We start from the raw sequence: 22770 nt of genomic DNA on the forward strand, positions 1-22770 counted from the left end.
TGGCCCGGAAACCACCCTCGCTTTTTTTGCCGCTACCGCGCGGAATTCCCCCACTCGCATCCGCGGCAAACGCCCAGGCAGCCAAGGCTCATGCAGGGGGCAGGAAACGACGAGAACGGCATCAGCCTCGACCAGGACAGCCTGGCCACCGACAAGGTCAGCCACAGGGCTGCCTTGCCTTGATCAACTCATTTCAGTTGCACCCACGCGGAGTCGGGCGGCTCTTCGTCGTCGGTGAGCCCGTGCTTGAGCGCATACATCAGCAAGTCGATGCGGTTGATCAGGTTGAGCTTCTGATAGATGTTGCTGAGGTGGTTGTGCACGGTGTGCTCACTGATGCCCAGGCGCTCGGCGATACTCATGTATTTGGCGGACGGGTCGCCGACGATGGCGCGAATCAGCTCCCGCTCGCGCAGCGTCAGCCGCGCCTGTTTCGCCTGCTCCAGGTTGCATCGCAAGGGGACATGCCTGCTCGCGGCATAGCCGGAAAGCCCACCGGACCAGGCCCTGTCCAGGCCGACGTCGTAATGGTGGACCTTGATGATGGCCCGGACGATCGATTCCGTCGGGTCTTCCGCCAGCACGATGCCGCGCGCGCCGGCCTCGATCGCCTGGGCAACCGGGACGGATTCGTACAGGCCCTTGAGCACCAGCAGTTTGATATCCGGGCGGCGGGTCAGCCCTGCGACGACCTCCAGCGGGTTCAGCGCATCCGGAAAGAAACTGAAAAAAATCACATTGGGACGCAGCTGATCGGCAAGGTCCAGCGCCGTGGTGTAGGTGGTGGCCTCGCCACTCACCGCCATCCGGGGCTTCCTCGCATTGATCAAATCATGAAGCCCCATGAGCACGAGGGGACGGCAATCGATCAGCATCACGCGTATCGTTTTTTTATGGTCTGGCATGATCTTCCTGCCTCCCTTTGAAAAACGATGACCTTCATACGCGTTGGCCTTCCTTGATCGACCACTCGCTCTTGAAGGATGGATGCGAGCGCCGACAGGCTCTGAAAGTGCCCGCCCGGGTCTTGGCGAGCCGGGGTACAGGCAGAAATTGCGGAGTTTTCCCGAAGCTGGCAACGCTATCGAAACAGCATAAATAAGAATAACTATCAATAGCTTGCATGTACCGCAGGGCGTCCGCGAGCCCTCAATTGAGTCTAGGCCAGCCCACTGTGCTGCCCGCCAACCCATCCGTCGGTCTTCGACCCAGGCCGGGGGCGGATGCCCTGGTCGATGCTCCCCCGAGGCACCCTGCCCCCCCGCAAATCAAGGTCTTAGGCTCGCTGCGGGCGACCTGCGGGCAGAGTCGGGTCCGACCAGGCTCGTCAATTAACAGACGAGTGGCGCGTGGATAAGTCAGTGCGTAACGAGCGCGTCAATATACTGACGAAGCCGGCAGTGCCATGAAATCAGCGGCTCAACGCCGATCCCCTGCGCAAGCGATTCGCCAGCCGGGCCAGAAATGCCCCCGGTGCCTTACTCCTGGTCCTCGATGCCCACGCCCATGGCCTGGCCGGCGCTACCGGGGCTGAGCCAGGCATTCACATTCTCGACACTTTCCACCGGCGGTTTGCCGGCCCAGCGATTGAGGGTGAAGACGTTACTGAGGAACTCGTATTGCGTCTTGAGCAAGTCGCGCCGGGCGCGGAATTCGTTGCGCACGCTGGTCAGTACATCGACGGCATTGACCATGCCGTAGCTCAGCCCCTTCTCCGCCGCCACCCGGGACAGCTGGGCCGAGGCCAGGGCCGAACGGCTGGCGTCGATCTTTTCGCCGTTCGAATTGGCGGTCAGGTAGGCGCTGGTGATTTCCTTGACCACCCGGCGCCGGATCGCTTCCAGCTGCTGCTCGGCGACCAGCTGGTCCTGGTAGAGCCCACGAACCCGCGCCGAGGTCGAGCCGCCGCTGTACAGCGGCACCTGGACGCCGATGCCGGCGACATAGCTGTCGGTGCGTGGCGCCAGGGTATTGTTGTAGCCCTCGTTGGTCTGTTGCGCGCTGAGGTTCAGGCTCACCGTCGGATAGTGCCCGCCCTTGCCGCTGCGCAACGCTGCGTTGGCGGCTTCGGCGCCGCTCTCGCTGGCCTTGAGCGTCGGGTTCAACTCCATGCCATCGCGCACCCAGGACTCCAGGCTCTGCGCCGACACCCGCAGTTGCGCGTCATTGCGAATCCGGTTGAGCTTCTCCTTGACCGGCCGGCCGACGATCTCCGCCAGCGCCTCGCGACTGATGCGGGCCTGGTTGCGGGCGTCCAGTTCCTGGGCCGCGAGCAGGTCCACCCGGGCCTTGAGGTCGAGCTGGTCGGTCACCAATGCCAGCTGCTTTGCGTACAACGCATTGACCCGGTCCAGGCTCTTTTGCGTGGTTCGACGCTCCGCCCGCACCAGTTCCAGCTCATCCTCGGCCGCCAGCGCGGTGAAGTAGCGCCGCGCCAGTTCCACCGTGGCCTCGGCCTGGATGTCCAGCGCCTCGGATTCGGACTGCTTGGCCAGGCTCTTGAACTTCTGGTAGTTCTCCCATGCGGCCTTGTTGTAGAGGTACTGGCGCAGCACCAGGCTGTAGCTTTCGCTATCGAAACTGCGCTCCTGTATCACGTCGTTTTCCTGGTGGATCCGGTTCGTCCCGGCATTCAGCGACAGTTGCGGCAACAGCGCCCCCAGGGCCTCGCGTTGATGTTCCTGGCCCGCTTGCGCTTGTGCATAGGAGGCCAGGATCTGTGGATCTTCCAGCCGCGCCTCGCGATACAACTGCATGAGGTCGGTGGAATAGGTCGAGGCATTGACCCCGCTCGACGTGACCGCAGCGGTTTGCGCCAAGGCGGCCCCCGCTGCCAGCATGAATGCACTCCCTAGCAGAACTGACGGCGCTCCCACGGTCACTCCTCGATCATTGATTGAGACATCACATCCCGGGCCGGCTGCAACAGATACTGCAACAGCGTGCGTTGCCCGGTGATGATCAGCACATCCGCCGGCATCCCCGGCAACAACTTGCGCTCACCCAGGGTGCGCACGCCGTGCTCGGTGACCCGGACCCGCGCCAGGTAATAAGCGGTCCCGGTCTTTTCGTTGGTCAACCGGTCGGCCGAGACGCTGCTGACCTCGCCTTCGATCACCGGCGTGGTCGAGCTCTTGAACGCGCCGAAACGGATATCGGCGCGCTTGCCAATGGCGATACGGTCGATGTCCACCGGCGCCACCTGGGCCTCTATGACCAGTTCGGAGACCGATGGCACGATGTCCAGCAAGGGCGTCGCCGAACGCACGACACCGCCAATGGTGTGCACGGTCATGCCAATCACCATGCCCGCGTCGGGGGCGCGGATGACAATGCGGCTGAGGCGGTCTTCCAGGGCCGAGTTCTTCTCTTGCAGGTCGTAGATCTTGGTCTGCACCTCGGCCAGCTGCTTGGCCACGTCGGAATCGAAATCCTTGTCGACCTGGAGGATCTGCAACTGGGTTTCGTTGATCTGCAGACGGGTCTTGTCGATGGTGGAACGGTGATCGGCCACCTCCGACCGGAGCATCCCCAGCTTGCGGTCCTGCTCGAGCAGGCGTTGCTTGTCGACGAACCCCTGCTGGAGCAGCTCGGACAATTCACCGATCTCGCCGCTGTAGGATTTCTCCAGGCGCACCTTGACCGCGATCATCGACTCCAGGCCCTTGATCTGTTGGTGCAATTGGCCGATGCGCTCGCGCAGGACCGCGATCTGGCCCAATCGCGAGCCGCGTCGGGCGTTGAACACCTGGGTCTCGCCCTGGCGCGCTTCCTCTCCCCGCACGCTGGCCGGATCGCTCATCGGCCCGAAGTCGATCGCCGGCAAGCCATCGCGCTCGGCAATCAACCTCGACTCCATGGCCCTGGCCGCGATCAGCAGGCTCTGGGTCGCCTCGTACTCGGAGCGCAACTGGGCATCGTCAAGGACGATCAGCGGATCATCCCGCTTGACGATGTCGCCATCGTGGGCCAACACCGATTTGACGATGCCGCCTTCCAGGTGCTGGACCGTCTTGCGGTAAGTCTGCACGGTGACCACCCCCGGCGCGTAAGCGGCGCCGTCCAGGGGCGCGAGCGCCGCCCAGGTGCCGAACAGGCCGAAGGTCACGCCGACAATGCCGATGCCCAGGCGGTGGGCCTTGCGGTCGGACACCGGCAGCTCGGAGAAGCTTTCGATTCGACGATCAGGCATAGGATTCACCGCCATCGTCCTTGCGGGCATCGATCGACGCCACGTTGCTCACCACCGGTACTGGCCCGGCATGTTTCGGGACCGGCGGTTGCTGCCCGCTGAGTTCGGCCAGCACTTCCTCGCGCGGCCCGTAGAGGCCGACCATCCCGGCTTTCATCACCAGCAGCCGGTCGAGTTGCGACACGATGTTGGTGCGGTGGGTAATCACGAACAGGGTCGCGCCGGTGTGCTTGATCTGCTGGATGGCGGCCGCCAGGGCACGATCGCCGACCTCGTCGAGGTTGGAATTGGGTTCGTCGAGAATGATCAGCCGCGGGTTGCCGTACAGTGCGCGGGCCAGCCCGATGCGCTGGCGCTGCCCTGCCGAGAGCATGACGCCCTCGCTGCCGATGACGGTGTCGTAGCCATCGGGCAACAGCAGGATCATTTCGTGGACGCCAGCAGTCTTGGCGGCCTGGATGACCTTCGCCGAATCGATCTCGGCGAAGCGGGCAATGTTCTCGCCGACACTGCCCTCGAACAACTCGATGTCCTGAGGCAGGTAACCGATATACGGGCCAAGCTCATGCTTGTCCCAGGTGCTGATGTCCGCGCCATCCAGCCGGACCACCCCATGCTGCGGCGGCCAGACGCCGATCAGCGCCCTGGCCAGGGTCGACTTGCCCGAGGCGCTCGGGCCTATGATGCCCACTACGCAACCGGCCGGTACGCTGAAGCTGATGTTCTTGAGGATCGGGGTGTTCGAGCCAGGCGCCGCGACAACCAGGTTCTCGACCTGCACGTTGCCCTCAGGCGCGGGCAAGGACAGGCGCTCGGGTTGCGCCTGTTGTTTGCCGAGGATGTCGTTCAGACGGTTGTACTGCGAACGGGCCGCGATAAACCCCTTCCAGCTGCCGATCATCAGGTCGATGGGGGCCAGTGCCCGCCCCAGCAGCACGGCCCCGGCGAACACCAGGCCGGCGCCCACCTGATGGTCCACCGCCAGGTACGCCCCCAGGCCCAGCACCAGCGATTGCACCAGCAGGCGGAAAGTCCGCGAAAGCGTGGTGACCATGCCGCCCCTGTCGCTCGCCAGGGATTGCAGCAGCAGAACGTTTCTTTGCCGGCGCCCCCAGCGATCCATCAGGGTCTCCAGCATGCCCATGGACTCGATGACTTCGGCGTTGCGCAGGTTCTTGGTGGTATGGAGGGTCGCGCCGATGTATTCCTTGTTGGCCTCGGCCAGTACCGGCCCCGTGAGTTTCTCGTTGACGAAGGCGAGCAACAGCAACAACAGCGCGCTGCCCGTCGCGACCCAGCCGAACCAGGGATGGAACAGGAACATCACCGCGATATAGATCGGCAACCAGGGCGCATCGAAGAAGGCGAACAGGCCGTTGCTGGAGAGAAACTGGCGCAGCCCCGTCAGGTCGTTGAGCGACTGGGCCGAGGCATCCATGCCGCCGCTGTCCAGGGCCCGTTTGAAACTGGCCTTGTAGACCTGGCGACCGAGCAATACATCCAGCCGGGTACTGACCCGGACCATGATGCGCGAACGAACCCATTCCAGGGAGCCGAGGGTGATCACCAGTCCGGTCATGATCAGCGTCAGCATGGCCAGGGTGGTCAGGCTGCCGCTGGTCATCACCCGCCCATACACCTGAAGCATGTAGAAGGTCGGGACCAGCATCAGCGCGTTGATGAAGAAACTGAAAAAACCGACGGAAACAAAGCTGTCTCTACAGACCTTCAACGCATTTTTCAGACTGTTTTCAGGTGTGCTTTGCATTGAGACCTCTGCTCGAAAGGCCAGCCTTTGTGGAGCTTAGATCATGCCGGACAGCCGCGTGCTGCCATTGGCCGGATCGCCTCGGGCACCTGGAATGGCCCCGGCAGCGGCCCGGCGCGCAAGCGCGTGCCAGAGCCCCGCGACCTGGAGACCTGGAGGCTCTGGCACGGGCTCTTGGGCCCATCGCGGGCGATGCGATGGCCCGAGGATATGGACCCGATCAGCCTGTTGATAAGCGGCATGGGTCGAGACGGTGTTGCTGGGCGCAGCGCGGAGTCGGGAGGCGCCTTAATTCCTTAAGCAGGAATGCATCTGTTTTTTGGGGAAGCAAGTGCAAAAAGGAATGACGCCAAACAACGCCAGCGCATTCTCCCTATCCCTCATCGCGCTACCGACGCCACGCCGCGATTCAGCTGTTCGCGCAGGAACTCGATGAACACCTGCACCGGCCGCGAACCCTGGCGGTGTTGCGGGTAGACAGCCGACAAGGCCAGGGGCTCGGGCTCGAAGCCGTCCAGCACCGTTACCAGCCGCCCGTCCTTGAGCGCGGCCTCGACGATGAAGGTCGGCAGGTAGGTAATGCCCATGCCGGCGATGGCCGCGTCCTTGAGCAATTCGCCGTTGTTGACCCGCATCCTGCCGGTGACGTTGACCAGCAAGGGTTTGTTGCCCTGCCCTGCGAAACGCCACTGCACCTGGCGGCCGTGGCCGTAAGGCAGGCAGTCGTGGCCCTGCAGTTCCTCGGGCCGGAGCGGGGTGCCGCGCTCGGCGAGGTACGCCGGGCTGGCGCAATACACCCGCTGGATCGAGGCGATGCGGCGGGCGATCAGCGTCGAGTCCTCCAGCACGCCGATGCGCAAGGCCAGGTCGTAGCCCTCGCCGAGCAGGTCCACCGGGCGGTCGCTGAGATCGACCTCGACCGCGACATCGCGATAGCGCCGCAGGAACAGCGGCAACAGTTCCCCCAGATGGGCCATGGCGAACGACAGCGGCGCGCTCAGGCGAATGGTGCCCCGGGGTTCGACGGTCTGGCCGGCGATGCCCTGCTCCACCTGTTCGACTTCGCTGAGCAGGCGCAGGGCCGACTCGTAGTAGCTCTGCCCCAGGGGCGTCACGTCCAGGCGCCGGGTCGAGCGATTGAGCAGGCGCACGCCCAGGCGCTCCTCCAGTTGCATCAGGCGCCGGCTGACGAACTGCTTGGACAGGCCCAACTGGTCCGCCGCCGCGGTGAAGCTGCCGGAGTCCATGACCTGGCAAAAAATACGCATGTCTTCGAACGGGTTCATTGTCACTCTCTGGTTGACAGCTGAACGCTTTATAGCCGCTTTTTCGCGTTCCGGCACCTCATTCCACCTGGAAAACCACATCGCCTGGTTTTACGACGGCTGCGCCGCCGATCGCAGGCTACGCCAGCGGCTACAGGGACCGCGATGCCTGTGTAGCCGCTGCCGAGCTTGCGAGGCTGCGAACGGCAACGCAGTTGCCGCAAAACCTGAGTCCGCGATCTGCCTGGAAAACCACATCGCCTGGTTTTACGACGGCTGCGCCGCCGATCGCAGGCTACGCCAGCGGCTACAAGGACCGCGATGCCTGTGTAGCCGCTGCCGAGCTTGCGAGGCTGCGAACGGCAACGCAGTTGCCGCAAAACCTGAGTCCGCGATCTACCTGGAAAACCACATCGCCTGGTTTTACGACGGCTGCGCCGCCGATCGCAGGCTACGCCAGCGGCTACAGGGACCGCGATGCCTGTGTAGCCGCTGCCGAGCTTGCGAGGCTGCGAACGGCAACGCAGTTGCCGCAAAACCTGAGTCCGCGATCTGCCTGGAAAACCACATCGCCTGGTTTTACGACGGCTGCGCCGCCGATCGCAGGCTACGCCAGCGGCTACAGGGACCGCGATGCCTGTGTAGCCGCTGCCGAGCTTGCGAGGCTGCGAACGGCAACGCAGTTGCCGCAAAACCTGAGTCCGCGATCTGCCTGGAAAACCACATCGCCTGGTTTTACGACGGCTGCGCCGCCGATCGCAGGCTACGCCAGCGGCTACAGGGACCGCGATGCCTGTGTAGCCGCTGCCGAGCTTGCGAGGCTGCGAACGGCAACGCAGTTGCCGCAAAACCTGAGTCCGCGATCTGCCTGGAAAACCACATCGCCTGGTTTTACGACGGCTGCGCCGCCGATCGCAGGCTACGCCAGCGGCTACAGGGACCGCGATGCCTGTGTAGCCGCTGCCGAGCTTGCGAGGCTGCGAACGGCAACGCAGTTGCCGCAAAACCTGAGTCCGCGATCTGCCTGGAAAACCACATCGCCTGGTTTTACGACGGCTGCGCCGCCGATCGCAGGCTACGCCAGCGGCTACAGGGACCGCGATGCCTGTGTAGCCGCTGCCGAGCTTGCGAGGCTGCGAACGGCAACGCAGTTGCCGCAAAACCTGAGTCCGCGATCTGCCTGGAAAACCACATCGCCTGGTTTTACGACGGCTGCGCCGCCGATCGCAGGCTACGCCAGCGGCTACAGGGACCGCAGTGTCCGCGAGGCAAAAAATCTATGGTCACCCCCGTTTTTGCAATACTGATCAATGGGTGAAGTGGTTGGCTTGCTTAAATCTATCCGGCGTCTGTTTGGGGGCATGCCCCGCGCCACGATGAGAGTCGCGCCTGACGATCCTGAAAAATGCCTCGGCTTCTGAAGCCGATTTTTGTGCCAGGTTCTTCGTCAGGCCGGTGGGCCGTTCACGTCATCCGTTGTTCAGCTATCGCAAAACCTGAAGGGTGCTTCGTGGTGCTGCAACAACCGCAGGGTCAGGCGCTCAGCGCGCCTGGCCCTGCTTCATACTGCGTATGGTGGGCCGCTAGCGCCCACGCGATCCGCGCCAGCTTGTTAGCCAAAGCACAGGCCACCACGTTCGAGTGGCGTCGCGTCAGCATTGAGCGTACCCAGTCGGCCAAACGGCCGCGCTGGTAGTCCAGCCTTTGCAGGTAGACCCGCGCACACTGCACCAGTAATTGCCGCAGGTGCTTGTCACCGCGCTTGCTGATGCCGAGCAAATTCGCCTTGCCACCGGTGCTGTACTGTCTGGGCACCAGACCCACAGATGCTGCGAAGTCGCGACTGCACTTGTACTGCTGGCCGTCGCCCATTTCCACCGCCAGCAGGCTGGCGGTGATCGGCCCGACACACGGCAGGCTCAGCAGGCGACTGCCCAGATCATCGGCGGCCAGCTGGCCTGCCAGCTCTTTATCCAGTTCCTTGACCTGCTCATCCAGGTAAGCGAAGTGATCGTGCAGGCGTTGCAACTGCCCGGTGAGCCGAACCGGCAACTCATGCTCGGCCAAGATACTCGCCAAACGTTTCATGATCGCCAGACCTTTGGGCAGGCTGATACCAAACTCCAGCAGGAAACCGTGCATCTGATTGGCGGCTTTGGTGCGGTCGTGCACCAGCGATTCGCGCAGGCGGTGCAGAACGGAAAGGGTCTGCTGCGCCTCGGTTTTAGGCGTAACAAAGCGCATCGATGGGCGCGAGGCCGCTTCGCAAATGGCCTCGGCGTCGACGAAGTCGTTTTTGTTGCCCTTGACGAAGGGCCGGACGAACTGCGGAGAAATCAGTTTGGCCTGATGCCCCATGGCGATCAGCTGACGAGCGACAAAATGCGCGCCGGCACATGCCTCCATCACCACGGTGCAAGCCGGCAGATTGCCGAAGAACTGCATCATCTGTGGACGCGAGAGCTTCTTGTGAAACACCTCTCGGCCCGCAGTGTCCTGGCCGTGCAGGTGGAAACTGTGCTTGCCGAGATCGATTCCGATCAGCGCTGACTCGCTCATGAGGATGGCCTCCGAAAACAAAACACCCTGCGAAAGCGTAGCCCTCGCAGGGTGTGGGGGTGACCATCTCATTAATGCCCGCACAATGGCGGGCATTTTTTCAGCTCGGCGATGACGCGGGGCTTATTTGGCGGTGAAGGCCGAGTAGCTGTTCATCAGGTTGCGATAGTTCGGGATACGCTGCGACAGCAGGTTGGCCAGGCCTTCCATGTCGTTGCGCCAGTCACGCTGCAGCTCGCACGCCACGGAGAACCAGTTGACCAGTTGCGCGCCGGCGGCGGCCATGCGTGCCCAGGCAGCTTGCTGCACCACTTCGTTGAAGGTACCGGAAGCGTCGGTCACGACGAACACGTCAAAACCTTCTTCCAGTGCGCACAGGGTCGGGAACGCCACGCAGACGTCGGTGACGACGCCGGCGATGATCAGTTGCTTGCGGCCGGTGGCCTTGATCGCCTTGACGAAGTCTTCGTTGTCCCAGGCATTGATCTGGCCTGGACGGGCGATGTAGGGCGCATCCGGGAACATCTCTTTCAGCTCGGGTACCAGTGGGCCGTTCGGGCCGGATTCGAAGCTGGTGGTGAGGATGGTCGGCAGCTTGAAGAACTTGGCGCAGTCGGCCAGGGCCAGCACGTTGTTCTTGAACTCGTTCGGCGAGAAATCCTGGACCAGCGAGATCAGGCCGGTCTGGTGGTCGACCAGCAGGACAACGGCGTCATTAATGTCCAGACGTTTGTAGGGTACGTTGCTCATGTGAAACTCCTAGGTGGATGGATGTCGCGATGAGCGCCGGCCACTGCGGCCGGCACTGTTGTTGATTCGTCAGAAGGCAAAGCACGAACAGCCGAAGGCGCCCCAGAACCCCTGGAAGTCGCTGACCGGCACATTCGACAGGCGCGCCCGCTCGTGGCTGTGGGAGTGCACCGCGCACGGGCCGCTGCACTGGTGCACCTGGGCCACCAGCGGCGAGGCCGGACGCCAGTGCCCCGGCACCTTGACCACCGGCGACCAGTCCGGCAGCACCGGCACCATCGGTGGCGAGAGCCTGGAGAAGTCGCCGGCGGCGTACACCACCTTGCCGTCGACCACGGTCAGCACCGACTCGATCCACTTGATGGCCTCTTCCTCGACACTGAAGAAGTCCGCGGACAGGGCCGCCAGGTCCGCCAGCTGGCCGACCTTGATCTGGCCCTTCTTGCCCTGCTCCGAGGAGAACCAGGCGCTGCCATGGGTGAACAGTTCCAGCGCGGTCTGCCGTGGCAGGCCTTCGGCGTGCAGCTCCATGCCGCCCACGGTCTTGCCGCTGACCATCCAGTACAGCGAGGTCCAGGGGTTGTAGCTGGAAACCCGGGTGGCGTCGGTACCGGCGCCCACCGGCACGCCTTCGGCCAGCATGCGCTTGATCGGCGGGGTCTGTTCGGCGGCCTTGGCGCCGTAGCGGTCGACGAAGTATTCGCCCTGGAACGCCATGCGGTCCTGGATCGCGATGCCACCACCGAGGGCGCGAACCCGCTCGATGTTTTTCGGCGTGATGGTTTCGGCGTGGTCGAAGAACCACGGCAGGCCGTTGAACGGAATGTCGCGGTTGACCTTCTCGAACACGTCGAGCATGCGCGAGATCGATTCGTCGTAGGTGGCGTGCAGGCGGAACGGCCAGCGCTGCTCCACCAGATGGCGGACCACCGGTTCCAGTTCCTGCTCCATGGTCTGCGGCAGGTCCGGACGCGGTTCGAGGAAGTCCTCGAAGTCGGCGGCGGAGAACACCAGCATTTCCCCGGCGCCGTTGTGGCGCAGGAAGTCGTCGCCCTGGTGCAACTTGACGCTGCCGGTCCAGTTCTTGAAGTCGGTGAGTTCTTCCTTGGGCTTCTGGGTGAACAGGTTGTAGGCGATGCGCACCGTCAACTGCTGCTCCCGGGCCAGTTGCTCGATCACCGCATAGTCGTCCGGGTAGTTCTGGAAACCGCCGCCGGCATCGATGGCGCTGGTCAAGCCCAGGCGATTGAGTTCGCGCATGAACTGGCGGGTCGAGTTGACCTGGTATTCCAGCGGCAGCTTCGGCCCCTTGGCCAGGGTCGAATAGAGAATCATTGCGTTGGGCCGGGCCACCAGCATGCCGGTGGGTTCGCCGTTGCTGTCGCGCACGATCTCGCCGCCCGGCGGGTTCGGCGTGTTGCGGGTGTAGCCGGCGACCCGTAGCGCCGCGCGGTTGAGCAAGGCGCGGTCGTACAGGTGCAGGACGAACACCGGGGTGTCCGGCGCCGCCTGGTTGAGTTCTTCCAGGGTCGGCATGCGTTTTTCAGCGAACTGGAACTCGTTCCAGCCACCCACTACCCGCACCCACTGCGGGGTCGGCGTGCGGTCGGCCTGGTCCTTGAGCATGCGCAGTGCGTCGGCCAGCGAGGGCACGCCTTCCCAACGCAACTCCAGGTTGTAGTTCAGGCCGCCACGGATCAGGTGCAGGTGCGAGTCGTTGAGGCCGGGGATCACCGTGCGGCCCTTGAGGTCGATGACCTGGGTGGCGCTGCCGCGCAAGGCCATGGCCTCGGCATCGGTGCCCACCGCGACGAAGCGCCCCTGGCTGATGGCGACCGCGCTGGCACGGGGTTTCTCACGGTCGACGGTGTGGAATTGACCATTGAACAGAATCAGATCGGCGTTCATCGGGTGTCCTTCTGAATGGGAAGAGGCAAGGGACAGGCGCGGCCAGAAAGCCGCCGCGGCGCTGAGCAAGGATCCGGCCGCGAGCAATTGGCGGCGCAGAGGATCGGTCGGGTCGTCGTTATTGGCCATGGCCGGGCTCCAGCTGTTGATCGGCGACAGAGGCTTGCAACCAGGGGGCGAACAGCCGGGTCGCCAGGGGCATGAACAGGTAGACCACCGAGAGCACAATGGTCAGGGTGATCAGGAAAGTGGCGACCACGTAATTGCCAAGCCAGGCATTCAGTTGCAGCACAGGCCCCCAGATCAGCGGCACCAGCAGGGTGTGCGGCAGAATCACCAGCATAGTCAACAGCGCCTGTTTCCACCGTGGCGGTGGCGAAGCGGTATCGGCCTGGGTGGAAAACCAGAACTCGTGGACCGGGTGGACTTCGGTCCGGTCGCCGTCGGCCAGCATCGGCGCGGCTTCGTCGACCAGCGCCCGGCGTTGCGGCGAGTCGAGCCAGCGCTGCATCGCCTCGGTGGAGCAAAAGCGCAGCACGCAGGTGAACAGGTCGAGGCCACCGCTCTTGCCGCGAATCACGTCCACGCCCAGGTGCCCTTCGTACTGCCCGGCGACCCCGACAATGCGCCGCAACCAGGCTTCATAGGGTGCCTCCAGGCCAGCCTTGACCCGGTGCTTGACGATCAGGGTCACGACCTCATCGGAGTCCGGCCGCATGCTGGCCTCGAGGCGATTGGAATCAGACATAACGCAAGGCTCCGGCGAAACGATCATTGAGGGCCAGTCGTCCCGGACCGGCGATAAGAATGCTGCTGAACAGGATCAACAGCAGCCAGGCGAACTGGCCTTCGGCCAGGCTCCAGTGCGGATGCACCACCAGCAGCGCCACCAGCAGCACCGCGAGGATCGGCAGGCAGGCCAGGCGCACCGCCACCCCGGCGACAATCAGCAACGGGCACAGCACTTCGGCGAAGATCGCCAGCATCAGCGTCAGGTGGGCGCCCAGCCGGAACGGGTCTTCGATGCGTTGCAGTTCCGTGCCGTAGTCGAGCAGTTTCGGCAGGCCGTGCACCCACAGCAGAAACAGCCCGGCGCTGACCCGCAGAAACAGCAGCCCGAGGTCCCGGGCCCGGTCATCCCATGGTGAAGCGTTCATTGGCGTCCCCGCACAATTTTGAAAAATCCCCGGCGTCGACGCCGAGCATGCATGGTGCCGCTGCCCGGCCGGGAAAAATTGCACATATGTGCTCTCTTTGCCGCAGGGCCCGACGGCGCCGCCCGCGCCTAGGCGGAGTGGATCTTCAAGGGCTCGGACATGAACTGGGCGATCCGCGAACGCAACCAGCGCTCGGCCGGATCGTTGTCATGCACCCCGCTCCAGGCCATGGACAACTGCGCCGCCTCGATGGCGAACGGCGGGTCCTCGGCGCGCAAGGCGCAGCCTTCGACCAGGGCACAGGCCGCGTAGTCGGGCACGGTGGCGACCATCTCGGTGCCGGCGAGCAAGGCCCGCAGACCGCTGAACTGCGGCACGCCCAGGACCACCCGGCGGGTGCGCCCGACCTTGGCCAGGTCGAGGTCGATGTTGCCGCTCAGGTCGCCGGAGAACGACACCATGGCGTGGGGCCGCCGGCAGTACTCATCGAGGGTCAAGGGCTCGGGCCGGTTGTCGCCGCGCAGCACCTTGCAGCCGATGTCCCGCAGCTTCTTGCGCTTGGCATTGGCCGGCAACTCGGTGGTGTAGCTGACCCCGACCGAGATCTCCCCCGAGGCCAGCAAGGCCGGCATCAACAGGTAGTTGGCCCGGCGCACCACCACGACTATGCCCGGGGCCTCCTCGCGCAACTGGCTCAACAACGGCGGGAACAGGCCGAACTCGGCATCGTCCGACAGGCCGATGCGGAACAGGTCGCAGCTGGTCGCCGGGTCGAATTCCTTGGCCCGGCTGACTGCGCCCGAGATCGCGTCCATCGCCGGTTGCAGTTCCTTGAGGATCACCAGCGCCCGGGCCGTCGGCTCCATCCCGCGACCGTTGCGCAACAGCAGCGGATCGTCGAACAGGTCGCGCAGGCGGCCGAGCGCGGCGCTCACCGCCGGCTGGCCCATGAACAGTTTTTCCGCGACCCGGGTCAGGTTCTTTTCGAACATCAGGGCCTCGAATATCACCAGCAGGTTCATGTCGATGCGGCGCAGATCGTTACGGTTCATAGCGGCAGTCCCCTTGTGTGTTCAGCCAGGCGTCACTCGATCATCGGCACCTTGGCCGCCCGCCGGTAAGGCCCGTACTCGGCCGGCACCCACTGGAAATGCCCATCCACCGCGGCTATATGGCCCACGCCCGGGAACGGCAAGTGTGCCGCGGTCACCCAGGTCTTGTTGCTGGCCGCCTCGCTGAAGACCCGGGCCCGGGCCTTGATCGCCTGCTGGTTGTCGACGTCGAAACGGATCGACACTTCGGGGTGCTCGAACTGCACCGCCAGGTTATGCACCAGGTCGCCCATGAACAGGATGCTCTGGCCCTGGGAAGTGAAGCGGTAGGTGGTGCTGCCCGGGGTGTGCCCGGCCTCCAGCCGGGCCTCGACGCCCGGCACCGGCGACTGGCCGCTGGCGAAGGTCTTGAAGCGTCCGGCGGCGCGGTACGGGGCGGTGGAGTCCTGGGCGATCTTGAAGAACTCCCGGGCACCGGCGGGCGCCTTGGCCAGCGCCTGCGGATCGAGCCAGTAGTCGGCTTCGGCCTGGGCGGCGTAGACCGTGGCGTTGGCGAACAGCGGTCGCTGCTGGCCGTCCACCAGCCCGCACACGTGGTCCAGGTGCAGGTGGGTGAGCAGGATGGCGTCGACCTGCTCCGGGCGATAACCGGCGGCCTGCATGTTCGCCGTGAGCAGGCCGGCGGTGGCGCCGATGCACTGGCCGGCGCCGGTGTCCACCAGGATCAGTTGCTTGCCGGTGTTGACCAAAAAGGCGTTGAAGGCGGTCTGTACCCCCGGGGTCTCGATCGAGCGACGGGCCAGCAAGGCGCGGATCTGGCCCTGGGTCATGCCCTGGAGCAGCTTCGGCGACAGGTCGTTGTAGCCATCGAACAGCGCCGTCACTTCGTAGTCGCCCACCGCCAGGCGGTAGTAACCGGGTACCTGGCTGCCCTGGACCGGCGCCTGCGCCTGGGCGCCCAGCGATGTCAGGGCCAATGCCAGGGCTGCTCCGCGCAGCGTGCACAGCAGAGAATGGGTCATGCCTTCACCTTTTGATCGAGTCAGAAAAACGGCCACTCCCGAGCCAGCCGCACCCGGTCGATCATGCACCGGCAGCACACTGCAAAAATTGCAGCCATGTGCTCAGTTGCTGCCCATGCCCGGCACGCGGGTTAACGGAATTAACAACGTTTAACTCGCAAGCCCCCTTCCTGGCACCAAGAATGAAGCCCTCTGCGCAGACCTGTTTTCTAAATCGGGAAGCGCCCGGCCCACCCGGCGGTGTGCCGGCGCATGCCCACCGACACGGAATTTCGTCATGGCCCACGCTCAGCACAACGCCGTCAGGGCGTCCGTCCCGCAACCCCGAAAAACCACCCCCGGCGGCCTTTCTCCCTGGCGCGAAAGCCTGGTCAAGCAAATGATCCTCGACGGCCTGAGCAACACCCTGGAAGTCACCGAACTCGCCCGCGCCTGCGCCCTGTCCCGCAGCCACTTCTCCCGCGCCTTCAAGTGCAGCACCGGCCTGTCGCCCCAGGAATGGATTCGCTGCCAGCGCATCGCCCGGGCCAAGCAACTGATCCGGGACACCGACCTGACCCTGACGCAGATCAGCCTGGAATGCGGCTTCTGCGACCAGGCGCACTTCTGCCACATCTTCACCCACAGCGAAGGCATCAACCCGTTCGCCTGGCGGTGCCGGGTCCTGCGCGCCCGCCCCTGCCGCGACCCGGCGAGCGCATGAGGTCGCGGCACGCTTGAGGGCAGGTAATAAAAAACGCCGAGGGGCAAAACCTCTCGGCGTTTTTTCATGGGTCAAGCGCAGGTCGCCGAACCACTCAGGCCTCGATGAACGCCAGCAGGTCGGCGTTGAGCTGATCCTTGTGGGTGTCGGTCAGGCCATGGGGCGCGCCCGGGTAGACCAGCAGCTTCGCGCCCTTGACCAGCTTGGCCGAGGCGATGCCGGCGGCTTCGATCGGCACGATCTGGTCGGCGTCGCCGTGCACCACCAGGGTCGGCACGTCGAACTTCTTCAGGTCTTCGGTGAAGTCGGTTTCGGAGAAAGCCTTGATGCAGTCATAGGTGTTCTTGTGGCCCGCCATCATGCCCTGCATCCAGAACCAGTCGATCATGCCCTGGGACGGCTTGGCGCCAGGCTGGTTGAAACCGAAGAACGGCCCGCTGGCAACGTCCTTGTACAGCTGCGAACGGTCGGTCAGGGAAGCCTCGCGCAGGCCGTCGAAGACTTCGATCGGCAGGCCGCCGGGGTTGGCCGCGGTCCTGAGCATCAGCGGCGGCACCGCGGAAATCAGCCCGGCCTTGGCGACCCGCGCCGTGCCGTGGCGACCGATGTAGCGCGCCACTTCGCCACCGCCGGTGGAGAAGCCGAACAGCACCGCGTTCCGCAGGTCCAGGCGTTCGATCAGTTGCGCCAGGTCGTCGGCGTAGGTGTCCATCTCGTTGCCCGACCAGGGTTGGCTGGAGCGGCCATGCCCACGGCGGTCATGGGCGATGACCCGGTAGCCCCTGGACGCCAGGAAGATCATCTGCGCCTCCCAGCTGTCGGCATTCAGCGGCCAGCCATGGCTGAAGACGATGGGTTGGCCGCTGCCCCAGTCCTTGTAATAGATCTCGGTACCGTCGCGGGTGATGAATGTACTCATGGCGTTTTGCTCCTTCAGGGGTTGGGTGACTCAAATCGATGAATGGGCCATACGCTCGGCCAGGCGCGCCACCCGCTGGCCCAGGTGCGCGGCGGTGCGGCGGTCTTCGAGCGGCGGCGCGTGTTCGGGGGACTGTTCGACATTCGACTGGGCCATGGCGCCCAGGGAACTGCCGAGGCGATTCAACTGGCCATCGAACACCCCGCTGCTCGAGCGCGCCGGCAGCAGGTCGAGGCCGACCCAGATCATCGAGTGCTGGGCCGCGAAGACCGCCATCTGCAACAAGGTGTTGAGCTTGTCGCCACACAGGCAACCGGAATTGGTGAAGCCGGCGGCGAGCTTGTCGCGCCAGGGCTGGGCCAGGTAGAACGCCGCGGTGGCCTCCATGAAGCCCTTGAAGGGCGCCGAGGCGCTGCCCATGTAGGTCGGCGCGCCGAAGATGATGGCGTCGGCCTGGTGCAGGCGCTCCCACTGGTCGTGCACCTCCTCGACCGGAATCAGCCGGCAGGCGCTGTTCAGGTGACTCTCCACCCCCTGGGCCACGGCTTCGGCCATGACCCGGGTATGGCCATAGCCACTGTGATAGACCACCACCACCTTGCTCATTCCGGCATCCTCCAGACGTGTTCATCCCTTTTTTCTTCGCGCGGCACGCACGATCGTCCCTTCGATCGGCGAATGTGCAGACCTCAAGTTTTGGGCGTAGGGCGGATGCAGGGCGAGTTAAACGTTGTTAATTTTCAATGGCGCGGGCACAGCCCCCTGCCCGCTCGTCGCCAAGGCCGCGGCCAATAAATACGGGGCCCTTCGCTGGCAAGGAGATTGCTGCGGCCAGCGCGCAGGATGCACGCCCGTCCACGCCGCGTTGCGTTGTTCGGGAAACCTGAGGAACATGCTCGAAAACCGCGAGATAGAAGGTCGTGACCTTCATCCGCGCTTCCCGCACAGGTGCGACGGGAAGGACTGGAAAAGAGCAAAGCAGCAGGAGTGAGCCGTTGACCCTACCCCCCGAACAGGCTGTGCATTTCGGCCCCTACCGGATCTACCCCGGGCAACGCCTGATCCTGGAAGCCGAGCGGCCCTTGCGCCTGGGCCGCCGCTCCATGGACATCCTGCTGATCCTCCTGGAACACGCCGGCGAGGTGGTCAGCAAGCAGCAACTGATCGCGCGGGTCTGGCCCAGGAGCGTGGTCGAAGACACCAACCTGCGGGTGCACATGGCGGCGCTGCGCAAGGCCCTGGGCGACGGCCAGGCCGGCCAGCGCTACATCGTCACCGTGGCCCAGCGCGGCTACAGCTTCGTCGCGCCCTTCTCCCTGGAGCCGTTCTCCCCCGAGCGTTTCGAGCAAAACCGCGCAGGCGCTGCCGCCGAGCCGAGCGGGCATAACCTGCCGGTGCGCCGCACCCGCCTGATCGGGCGCCAGGCTCTGGTGGACAATGTGATGAGACAACTGGCGCGCCAGCGTTTCATCACCCTGGTCGGCCCCGGCGGCATCGGCAAGACCACCGTGGCCCTGCGGGTCGCCGAACAGTTGATCGGCCAGTATCGGGACGGCATCCGCCTGCTGGACCTGGCGCCGCTCAACGACCCGCGGATGATCACCAGCCACCTGGCGACCCTCCTCGACCTGGCGCTGCACGACGGCGAACCAGTGGCCGGCCTGGCGAGCTTCCTGCGCGAGCGGCAGATGCTGCTGGTGATCGACAATTGCGAGCACTTGCTCGACGCCATTGCGCCGCTCTGCGAAAGCATCCTGCGCGCGGCGCCGCAGGTGCATGTCCTGGCCACCAGCCGCGAGAGCCTGCGGGCCGAAGGCGAATTCGTGCAACGCCTGGAATCCCTGGATTGCCCACCACCCATCGCGGTGCTGGACCGCGCCCAGGCCCTGACGTTCTCGGCCCTGCAGTTGTTCGTCGAACGGGCGATGGCCAGCCACGACACCTTCGAACTGAACCAGGACGAGCTGCCCCTGGCGATCGATATCTGCCGGCGCCTGGACGGCATTCCCCTGGCCATCGAACTGGCCGCCGCCCAGGTCGGCAACCTGGGGCTTGCTGGCTTGCTCAGCCAGTTGCAAGGCAGTTTTCGCCTGCTGCCCCAGGGCGGCCAGATCACCCCGGGGCGTCATCAGACCCTGCGCGCCACCCTGGACTGGAGCTTCGAACTGCTCAGCGCCTGCGAGCAGGCCTGCCTGCGCCGGCTGGGCATCTTCCGGGGCGGCTTCACCCTGCAATCGGCCGCGGCGGTGATCGTCGGCGAGCACATCGAAGCCCGCGAGGTCTTTACCTCGATCACCCAGCTGGTGGCCAAGTCCCTGCTGAACGTGGAGGTCGGCGACGAGGACGTGTTCTATCGCCTGCTGGACACCACCCGCAGCTATGCCCTGGAAAAACTCGAACAGGCCGCCGAACTGGCGGACACCCGCAGGCGGCACGCCGAACGTTGCCTGGCCTTGATGCACCAGGCCCAGGACGACTGGGAACAGACCCCCTCGACGCTCTGGATCGAGCGTCACGCCCGCAACCTGGAAGACATCCGGGCGGCGCTCGACTGGGGCTTGAATGCCCAGGGCCCGCAGCAACTGGCGATCCGCCTGGCCGCGGTCTCCGCACCGCTGTGGCAGGAGCTGTCGCTGCTCAAGGAACACGGCGGTTATGTACGCAAGGCCCTGGCCCAACTGCATGCGGCAAACGAACCCTGCCCGCGCCTGACCCAGGCCCTCAAGCTGGCCCTCGGCAGCGCCTGCTACCACACCCAGGGCAGCAGCGCCGAAGCCATCGAGGCCTTCGTCGCGGCCAGGATCCTGGCCGAAGGCAGCGACGATGTGGCCGCCCAGCTCAAGGCGGTGTCCGGGCACATGGCGGTCAACCTCAGTTGCGGTCACTACCAGCTGGCCCTGGAGCAAAGCCGGCAGTTCGACCACCTGGCGCGACGCGACGCCGGCCCGAGCGCGATGTCCCTCAGCACCCAGCGCCTGCAGGTGCTGGCCCTGCACTTCGCCGGCGATCAGCCGCGGGCCCGGGAGCAGGCCGAGCAAGTCATCCAGCTGATGGCCCAGAGCGGCAATCTGAGCCGCTTCACCCGCGGCTTTGGCGTGCAGTACGACCAGAGCGTCGCCGCCCTGACGATCCTGGCGCGGATCCTCTGGCTGCAAGGCCATCCGGAAAAAGCCTGGCGCACCGCGCGCCAGGCCCTGGACATCGCCTTGCAGATCAACCACGGCACGTCCATCTGCTACACCCTGGCCCTGGCCGGTTGCCTGATCGCCCACTACAACGGCGACACCGCGACCGCCCGCGAGCTCCTGCGCCTGCTGCTGGAGCAGGCGCAGAAGCATTCGGTGCTGCTGTTCTACACCTGGGGCCGGCACTATGCGCAGGTCATCGAGGGCGGCACGGCGTCCTCGCCGCCGCAATCCGGCGTCGGGCTGATCGGCGAAATCATGGTGACCCTGGACGGCGGCTTTATCGACAACGCCCTGCTGCAACGGGCCGAAAGCGGCACGGCCGGCTGGAGCACGGCGGAGATCCTGCGCGCCAGGGCCGAGGCGCTGCTGACCGACAATGCGCCTGACGCCGCCGAAGCGGTGCTGCACCAGGCGCTGGCGGTGGCCAGGGCCCAGGGCGCGCTGACCTGGGAGTTGCGCAGCGCCACCTCGCTGGCCCGGCTCTGGCAGCGCCAGGGCCAGGCCCGGCGCGCCCGTGAGCTGCTCGAACCGCTCTACGCCCGGTTCACCGAAGGTTTTGCCACGCCGGACCTAACCCGCGTCCGTGAATTGCTCGATGAGCTGCAATGACACGTTCTTGACCAGTACCCAGCGTGTCTTGCCGAGGTAGTGGGCATGACGCATTTCAAACACCCGCTGCAGTCCGCTGTGTTCAAGCTTCTCCAGCGCGTAAGTGCGGGTGGTGTTGAGAAGCCGGTAACGCACCAGGCCATTGCCCTGCTCAACCGACAGCAGTGACTTCAACACCAGCCGTTCCATCGCCGCCGCCACGCTGGCGGGCTGCAACACCGCACAACTGATGACGCCGATGGCGGCATCCAGCGTGAAGGCCATCTTGAACACCGACAGCCCCTGCAACACCGTCTGCTCCAGCGGGCTCAGCCGCCGATAGCTCCAGTCCAGGGCGGACTTGAGCGTCTGGTGCCGCGCCACGGCGGTGCGCCGGCCCTGGGTCAGCAGTTGAAAGCAGTTGTCCAGCTGCGCTTGCAGCCCCACCAGCGCCAGCGCGTCGATCTGCGCCGCCGCCAGTTCGATGGCCAATGGCAAGCCATCGAGCCGCCGGCAGATTTCGCGCACCGCCTTCAGGTCCTGCTCGCGCAAGGCAAAGCCTTGCTGGCGGGCCCGGGCGCGGCTGACGAACAGCTGCACCGCCGAATGGCTCATGACCTCGGCCACGCTGTGCAACGCCGAAGCCGGCGGCACCGACAGGGCCGCCAGGCCATGCACGGTCTCCCCCGAAGCCTGTAGCGGTTCGCGGCTGGTGGCCAGGATCGACAGCCGTGGCGCCGAGGCCAGCAGTTGCTCCGCCACCGCCCGGCAGCGTTCGAGCAGGTGCTCGCAATTGTCCAGCACCAACAAGGCATGCCGCCCTGTCAGCGCCTCCAGGCCGGCGTCCAGTTCGAGGCTGTGCCTGAGGTGCTCGACCAGTTGCGCCGGGTCGTCGATGCTCGCCAGGTCGATGAACCACACGCCATCGCGATAGTGCTGCAACAGCAGCTCGGCGACCCGCAGCGCGACCGTGGTCTTGCCGATCCCCGCCGGACCGACCAGGGTCATGAACCGGCGTACCGGCAACTGCCGGACCAGGCTGCCGACCACCGGGTCGCGGCCGGTGACCGGGGTCAGCCGGGCCGGCAGGTTGTGCTGGGGCTTGTGCAGGCTCGCCAGCGCGACCGGCGCTTGTTGCGCCTCGCGCAGCACCGGGGCGATGAAGCAATATCCGCGCTGCGCAATGTTGACGATGTAGCCTTGCCCGTCCTGGCCCTCGCCGAGGGCGCGCCGCAGGGCAGCGATGTGCACGCGCAGGTTGATGTCCTCGACCACCGAGTTCGGCCAGACGCGGGCAATCAACTCGTCCTTGCCCACCACCTGGCCGGCGTGCTCGACCAGCACCCGCAGGATGTCCAGGGCACGCCCGCCCATGCGCAACGGCCGATCGCCGTCCAGGACCAGGCGCTGCCGCAGGTGGAAGGCGTAGGGGCCGAACCGCAGCACCGTATCGCTATTCAAGTCTCTGACGCTGTTCATGCCCATCCACATGCTGGAAACCCGGTCTGCACCAGGCTCCCGCACCTCCATTACCAATCATTCCCCGGTATCTTGGCAGGCACCGATGACGGTACAACCGTCATGGAGGGAGCGTCACGGCCATCGCGGTGCGCCAGACGGACAAGCCGGCGCGAGTGGCCTGTGTGGCTCATTCGTGCACTCAACTTCGGCGCCAGTACTCGCCAGGCTGCCTTGCCTG

General features: G+C 65.1%; 18 protein-coding genes. 2 read left to right on the top strand and 16 right to left on the bottom strand.

Annotation, left to right across the window (positions count from 1 at the left end):
* Positions 1–188: 188 nt before the first annotated feature.
* The 12 genes from IF690_RS17530 to IF690_RS17585 all read right to left on the bottom strand — a co-directional run bounded on the left by IF690_RS17530 (position 189) and on the right by IF690_RS17585 (position 15673).
* Positions 189–905, bottom strand: coding sequence for a response regulator transcription factor (locus IF690_RS17530; protein WP_202696687.1), 717 nt, complete (start codon positions 903–905; stop codon positions 189–191).
* Between the two features lie 573 nt (positions 906–1478).
* Positions 1479–2876 carry a TolC family outer membrane protein gene (locus tag IF690_RS17535; protein WP_202696688.1) on the bottom strand — a complete coding sequence of 466 codons (1398 nt, stop codon included), beginning with the start codon at positions 2874–2876 and terminating at the stop codon, positions 1479–1481.
* 2 nt (positions 2877–2878) lie between these two features.
* Positions 2879–4192 (bottom strand): HlyD family type I secretion periplasmic adaptor subunit, encoded by a 1314-nt coding sequence (locus IF690_RS17540; protein WP_202696689.1) that lies wholly within the window; start codon positions 4190–4192, stop codon positions 2879–2881.
* Positions 4185–5960: a type I secretion system permease/ATPase gene (locus tag IF690_RS17545; protein ID WP_202696690.1), complete on the bottom strand. Its 1776-nt coding sequence runs from the start codon at positions 5958–5960 to the stop codon at positions 4185–4187. Before IF690_RS17545 ends, IF690_RS17540 begins: the two co-directional genes overlap by 8 nt.
* Before the next feature lie 380 nt (positions 5961–6340).
* A complete protein-coding gene (locus tag IF690_RS17550) occupies positions 6341–7246 on the bottom strand; it encodes a LysR family transcriptional regulator (RefSeq protein WP_202696691.1) in 906 nt (301 codons plus the stop codon).
* Between the two features lie 1512 nt (positions 7247–8758).
* Entirely contained in the window at positions 8759–9784 is a 1026-nt protein-coding gene (locus IF690_RS17555; RefSeq protein WP_202696683.1) for an IS110 family RNA-guided transposase, read from the bottom strand.
* Positions 9785–9907: 123 nt separating this feature from the next.
* A complete protein-coding gene (gene ycaC, locus IF690_RS17560; protein ID WP_124324657.1) occupies positions 9908–10534 on the bottom strand; it encodes an isochorismate family cysteine hydrolase YcaC in 627 nt (208 codons plus the stop codon).
* A 69-nt stretch (positions 10535–10603) separates the two neighbouring features.
* On the bottom strand, positions 10604–12442 hold the full coding sequence (locus tag IF690_RS17565) for an amidohydrolase (RefSeq protein ID WP_023966049.1): 1839 nt from the start codon (positions 12440–12442) through the stop codon (positions 10604–10606).
* A gap of 118 nt (positions 12443–12560) precedes the next feature.
* A complete protein-coding gene (locus IF690_RS17570) occupies positions 12561–13190 on the bottom strand; it encodes an antibiotic biosynthesis monooxygenase (protein ID WP_202696692.1) in 630 nt (209 codons plus the stop codon).
* Positions 13183–13599 (bottom strand): DoxX family protein, encoded by a 417-nt coding sequence (locus IF690_RS17575; protein ID WP_202696693.1) that lies wholly within the window; start codon positions 13597–13599, stop codon positions 13183–13185. The genes IF690_RS17570 and IF690_RS17575 overlap by 8 nt, the downstream gene beginning before the upstream one ends.
* Before the next feature lie 128 nt (positions 13600–13727).
* Positions 13728–14651 (bottom strand): LysR family transcriptional regulator, encoded by a 924-nt coding sequence (locus IF690_RS17580; protein WP_202696694.1) that lies wholly within the window; start codon positions 14649–14651, stop codon positions 13728–13730.
* A 32-nt stretch (positions 14652–14683) separates the two neighbouring features.
* A complete protein-coding gene (locus tag IF690_RS17585; protein WP_202696695.1) occupies positions 14684–15673 on the bottom strand; it encodes an MBL fold metallo-hydrolase in 990 nt (329 codons plus the stop codon).
* A 277-nt stretch (positions 15674–15950) separates the two neighbouring features.
* Here IF690_RS17585 and IF690_RS17590 point away from each other — a divergent pair, with 277 nt between their 5' ends.
* Entirely contained in the window at positions 15951–16376 is a 426-nt protein-coding gene (locus IF690_RS17590) for a helix-turn-helix domain-containing protein (RefSeq protein ID WP_202696696.1), read from the top strand.
* A 94-nt stretch (positions 16377–16470) separates the two neighbouring features.
* Here the strand turns inward: IF690_RS17590 and IF690_RS17595 are convergent, their stop codons facing one another.
* The 3 genes from IF690_RS17595 to IF690_RS17605 form a co-directional block, all read right to left on the bottom strand.
* Positions 16471–17295, bottom strand: a complete 825-nt coding sequence (locus IF690_RS17595) for an alpha/beta fold hydrolase (protein ID WP_202696697.1) — start codon at positions 17293–17295, stop codon at positions 16471–16473.
* Positions 17296–17325: 30 nt separating this feature from the next.
* Positions 17326–17901, bottom strand: coding sequence for a flavodoxin family protein (locus IF690_RS17600; RefSeq protein WP_009049589.1), 576 nt, complete (start codon positions 17899–17901; stop codon positions 17326–17328).
* 127 nt (positions 17902–18028) lie between these two features.
* Positions 18029–18226: a hypothetical protein gene (locus IF690_RS17605; RefSeq protein ID WP_202696698.1), complete on the bottom strand. Its 198-nt coding sequence runs from the start codon at positions 18224–18226 to the stop codon at positions 18029–18031.
* A gap of 64 nt (positions 18227–18290) precedes the next feature.
* On the opposite strand from IF690_RS17605, the gene IF690_RS17610 reads away from it, so the two are divergent.
* Positions 18291–21092 carry an ATP-binding protein gene (locus IF690_RS17610; RefSeq protein WP_202696699.1) on the top strand — a complete coding sequence of 934 codons (2802 nt, stop codon included), beginning with the start codon at positions 18291–18293 and terminating at the stop codon, positions 21090–21092.
* Here IF690_RS17610 and IF690_RS17615 read toward each other — a convergent pair.
* Entirely contained in the window at positions 21054–22550 is a 1497-nt protein-coding gene (locus IF690_RS17615) for an ATP-binding protein (RefSeq protein WP_202696700.1), read from the bottom strand. The genes IF690_RS17610 and IF690_RS17615 overlap by 39 nt on opposite strands.
* Between the last annotated feature and the right edge of the window lie 220 nt (positions 22551–22770).

Source organism: Pseudomonas sp. SK3(2021) (assembly GCF_016772375.1).
Classification (GTDB): domain Bacteria; phylum Pseudomonadota; class Gammaproteobacteria; order Pseudomonadales; family Pseudomonadaceae; genus Aquipseudomonas; species Aquipseudomonas chlororaphis_I.

Bases quoted from the DNA above. Each gene is read 5' to 3' on its own strand.
- IF690_RS17615 (WP_202696700.1), bottom strand. From the start codon at position 22,550: ATGAACAGCGTCAGAGACTTGAATAGCGATACGGTGCTGCGGTTCGGC.
- IF690_RS17605 (WP_202696698.1), bottom strand. From the start codon at position 18,226: ATGAAGGTCACGACCTTCTATCTCGCGGTTTTCGAGCATGTTCCTCAG.
- IF690_RS17595 (WP_202696697.1), bottom strand. From the start codon at position 17,295: ATGAGTACATTCATCACCCGCGACGGTACCGAGATCTATTACAAGGAC.
- IF690_RS17575 (WP_202696693.1), bottom strand. From the start codon at position 13,599: ATGAACGCTTCACCATGGGATGACCGGGCCCGGGACCTCGGGCTGCTG.
- IF690_RS17580 (WP_202696694.1), bottom strand. From the start codon at position 14,651: ATGAACCGTAACGATCTGCGCCGCATCGACATGAACCTGCTGGTGATA.
- IF690_RS17550 (WP_202696691.1), bottom strand. From the start codon at position 7,246: ATGAACCCGTTCGAAGACATGCGTATTTTTTGCCAGGTCATGGACTCC.
- IF690_RS17585 (WP_202696695.1), bottom strand. From the start codon at position 15,673: ATGACCCATTCTCTGCTGTGCACGCTGCGCGGAGCAGCCCTGGCATTG.
- ycaC (WP_124324657.1), bottom strand. From the start codon at position 10,534: ATGAGCAACGTACCCTACAAACGTCTGGACATTAATGACGCCGTTGTC.
- IF690_RS17570 (WP_202696692.1), bottom strand. From the start codon at position 13,190: ATGTCTGATTCCAATCGCCTCGAGGCCAGCATGCGGCCGGACTCCGAT.
- IF690_RS17555 (WP_202696683.1), bottom strand. From the start codon at position 9,784: ATGAGCGAGTCAGCGCTGATCGGAATCGATCTCGGCAAGCACAGTTTC.
- IF690_RS17565 (WP_023966049.1), bottom strand. From the start codon at position 12,442: ATGAACGCCGATCTGATTCTGTTCAATGGTCAATTCCACACCGTCGAC.
- IF690_RS17545 (WP_202696690.1), bottom strand. From the start codon at position 5,960: ATGCAAAGCACACCTGAAAACAGTCTGAAAAATGCGTTGAAGGTCTGT.
- IF690_RS17590 (WP_202696696.1), top strand. From the start codon at position 15,951: ATGGCCCACGCTCAGCACAACGCCGTCAGGGCGTCCGTCCCGCAACCC.
- IF690_RS17540 (WP_202696689.1), bottom strand. From the start codon at position 4,192: ATGCCTGATCGTCGAATCGAAAGCTTCTCCGAGCTGCCGGTGTCCGAC.
- IF690_RS17600 (WP_009049589.1), bottom strand. From the start codon at position 17,901: ATGAGCAAGGTGGTGGTGGTCTATCACAGTGGCTATGGCCATACCCGG.
- IF690_RS17530 (WP_202696687.1), bottom strand. From the start codon at position 905: ATGCCAGACCATAAAAAAACGATACGCGTGATGCTGATCGATTGCCGT.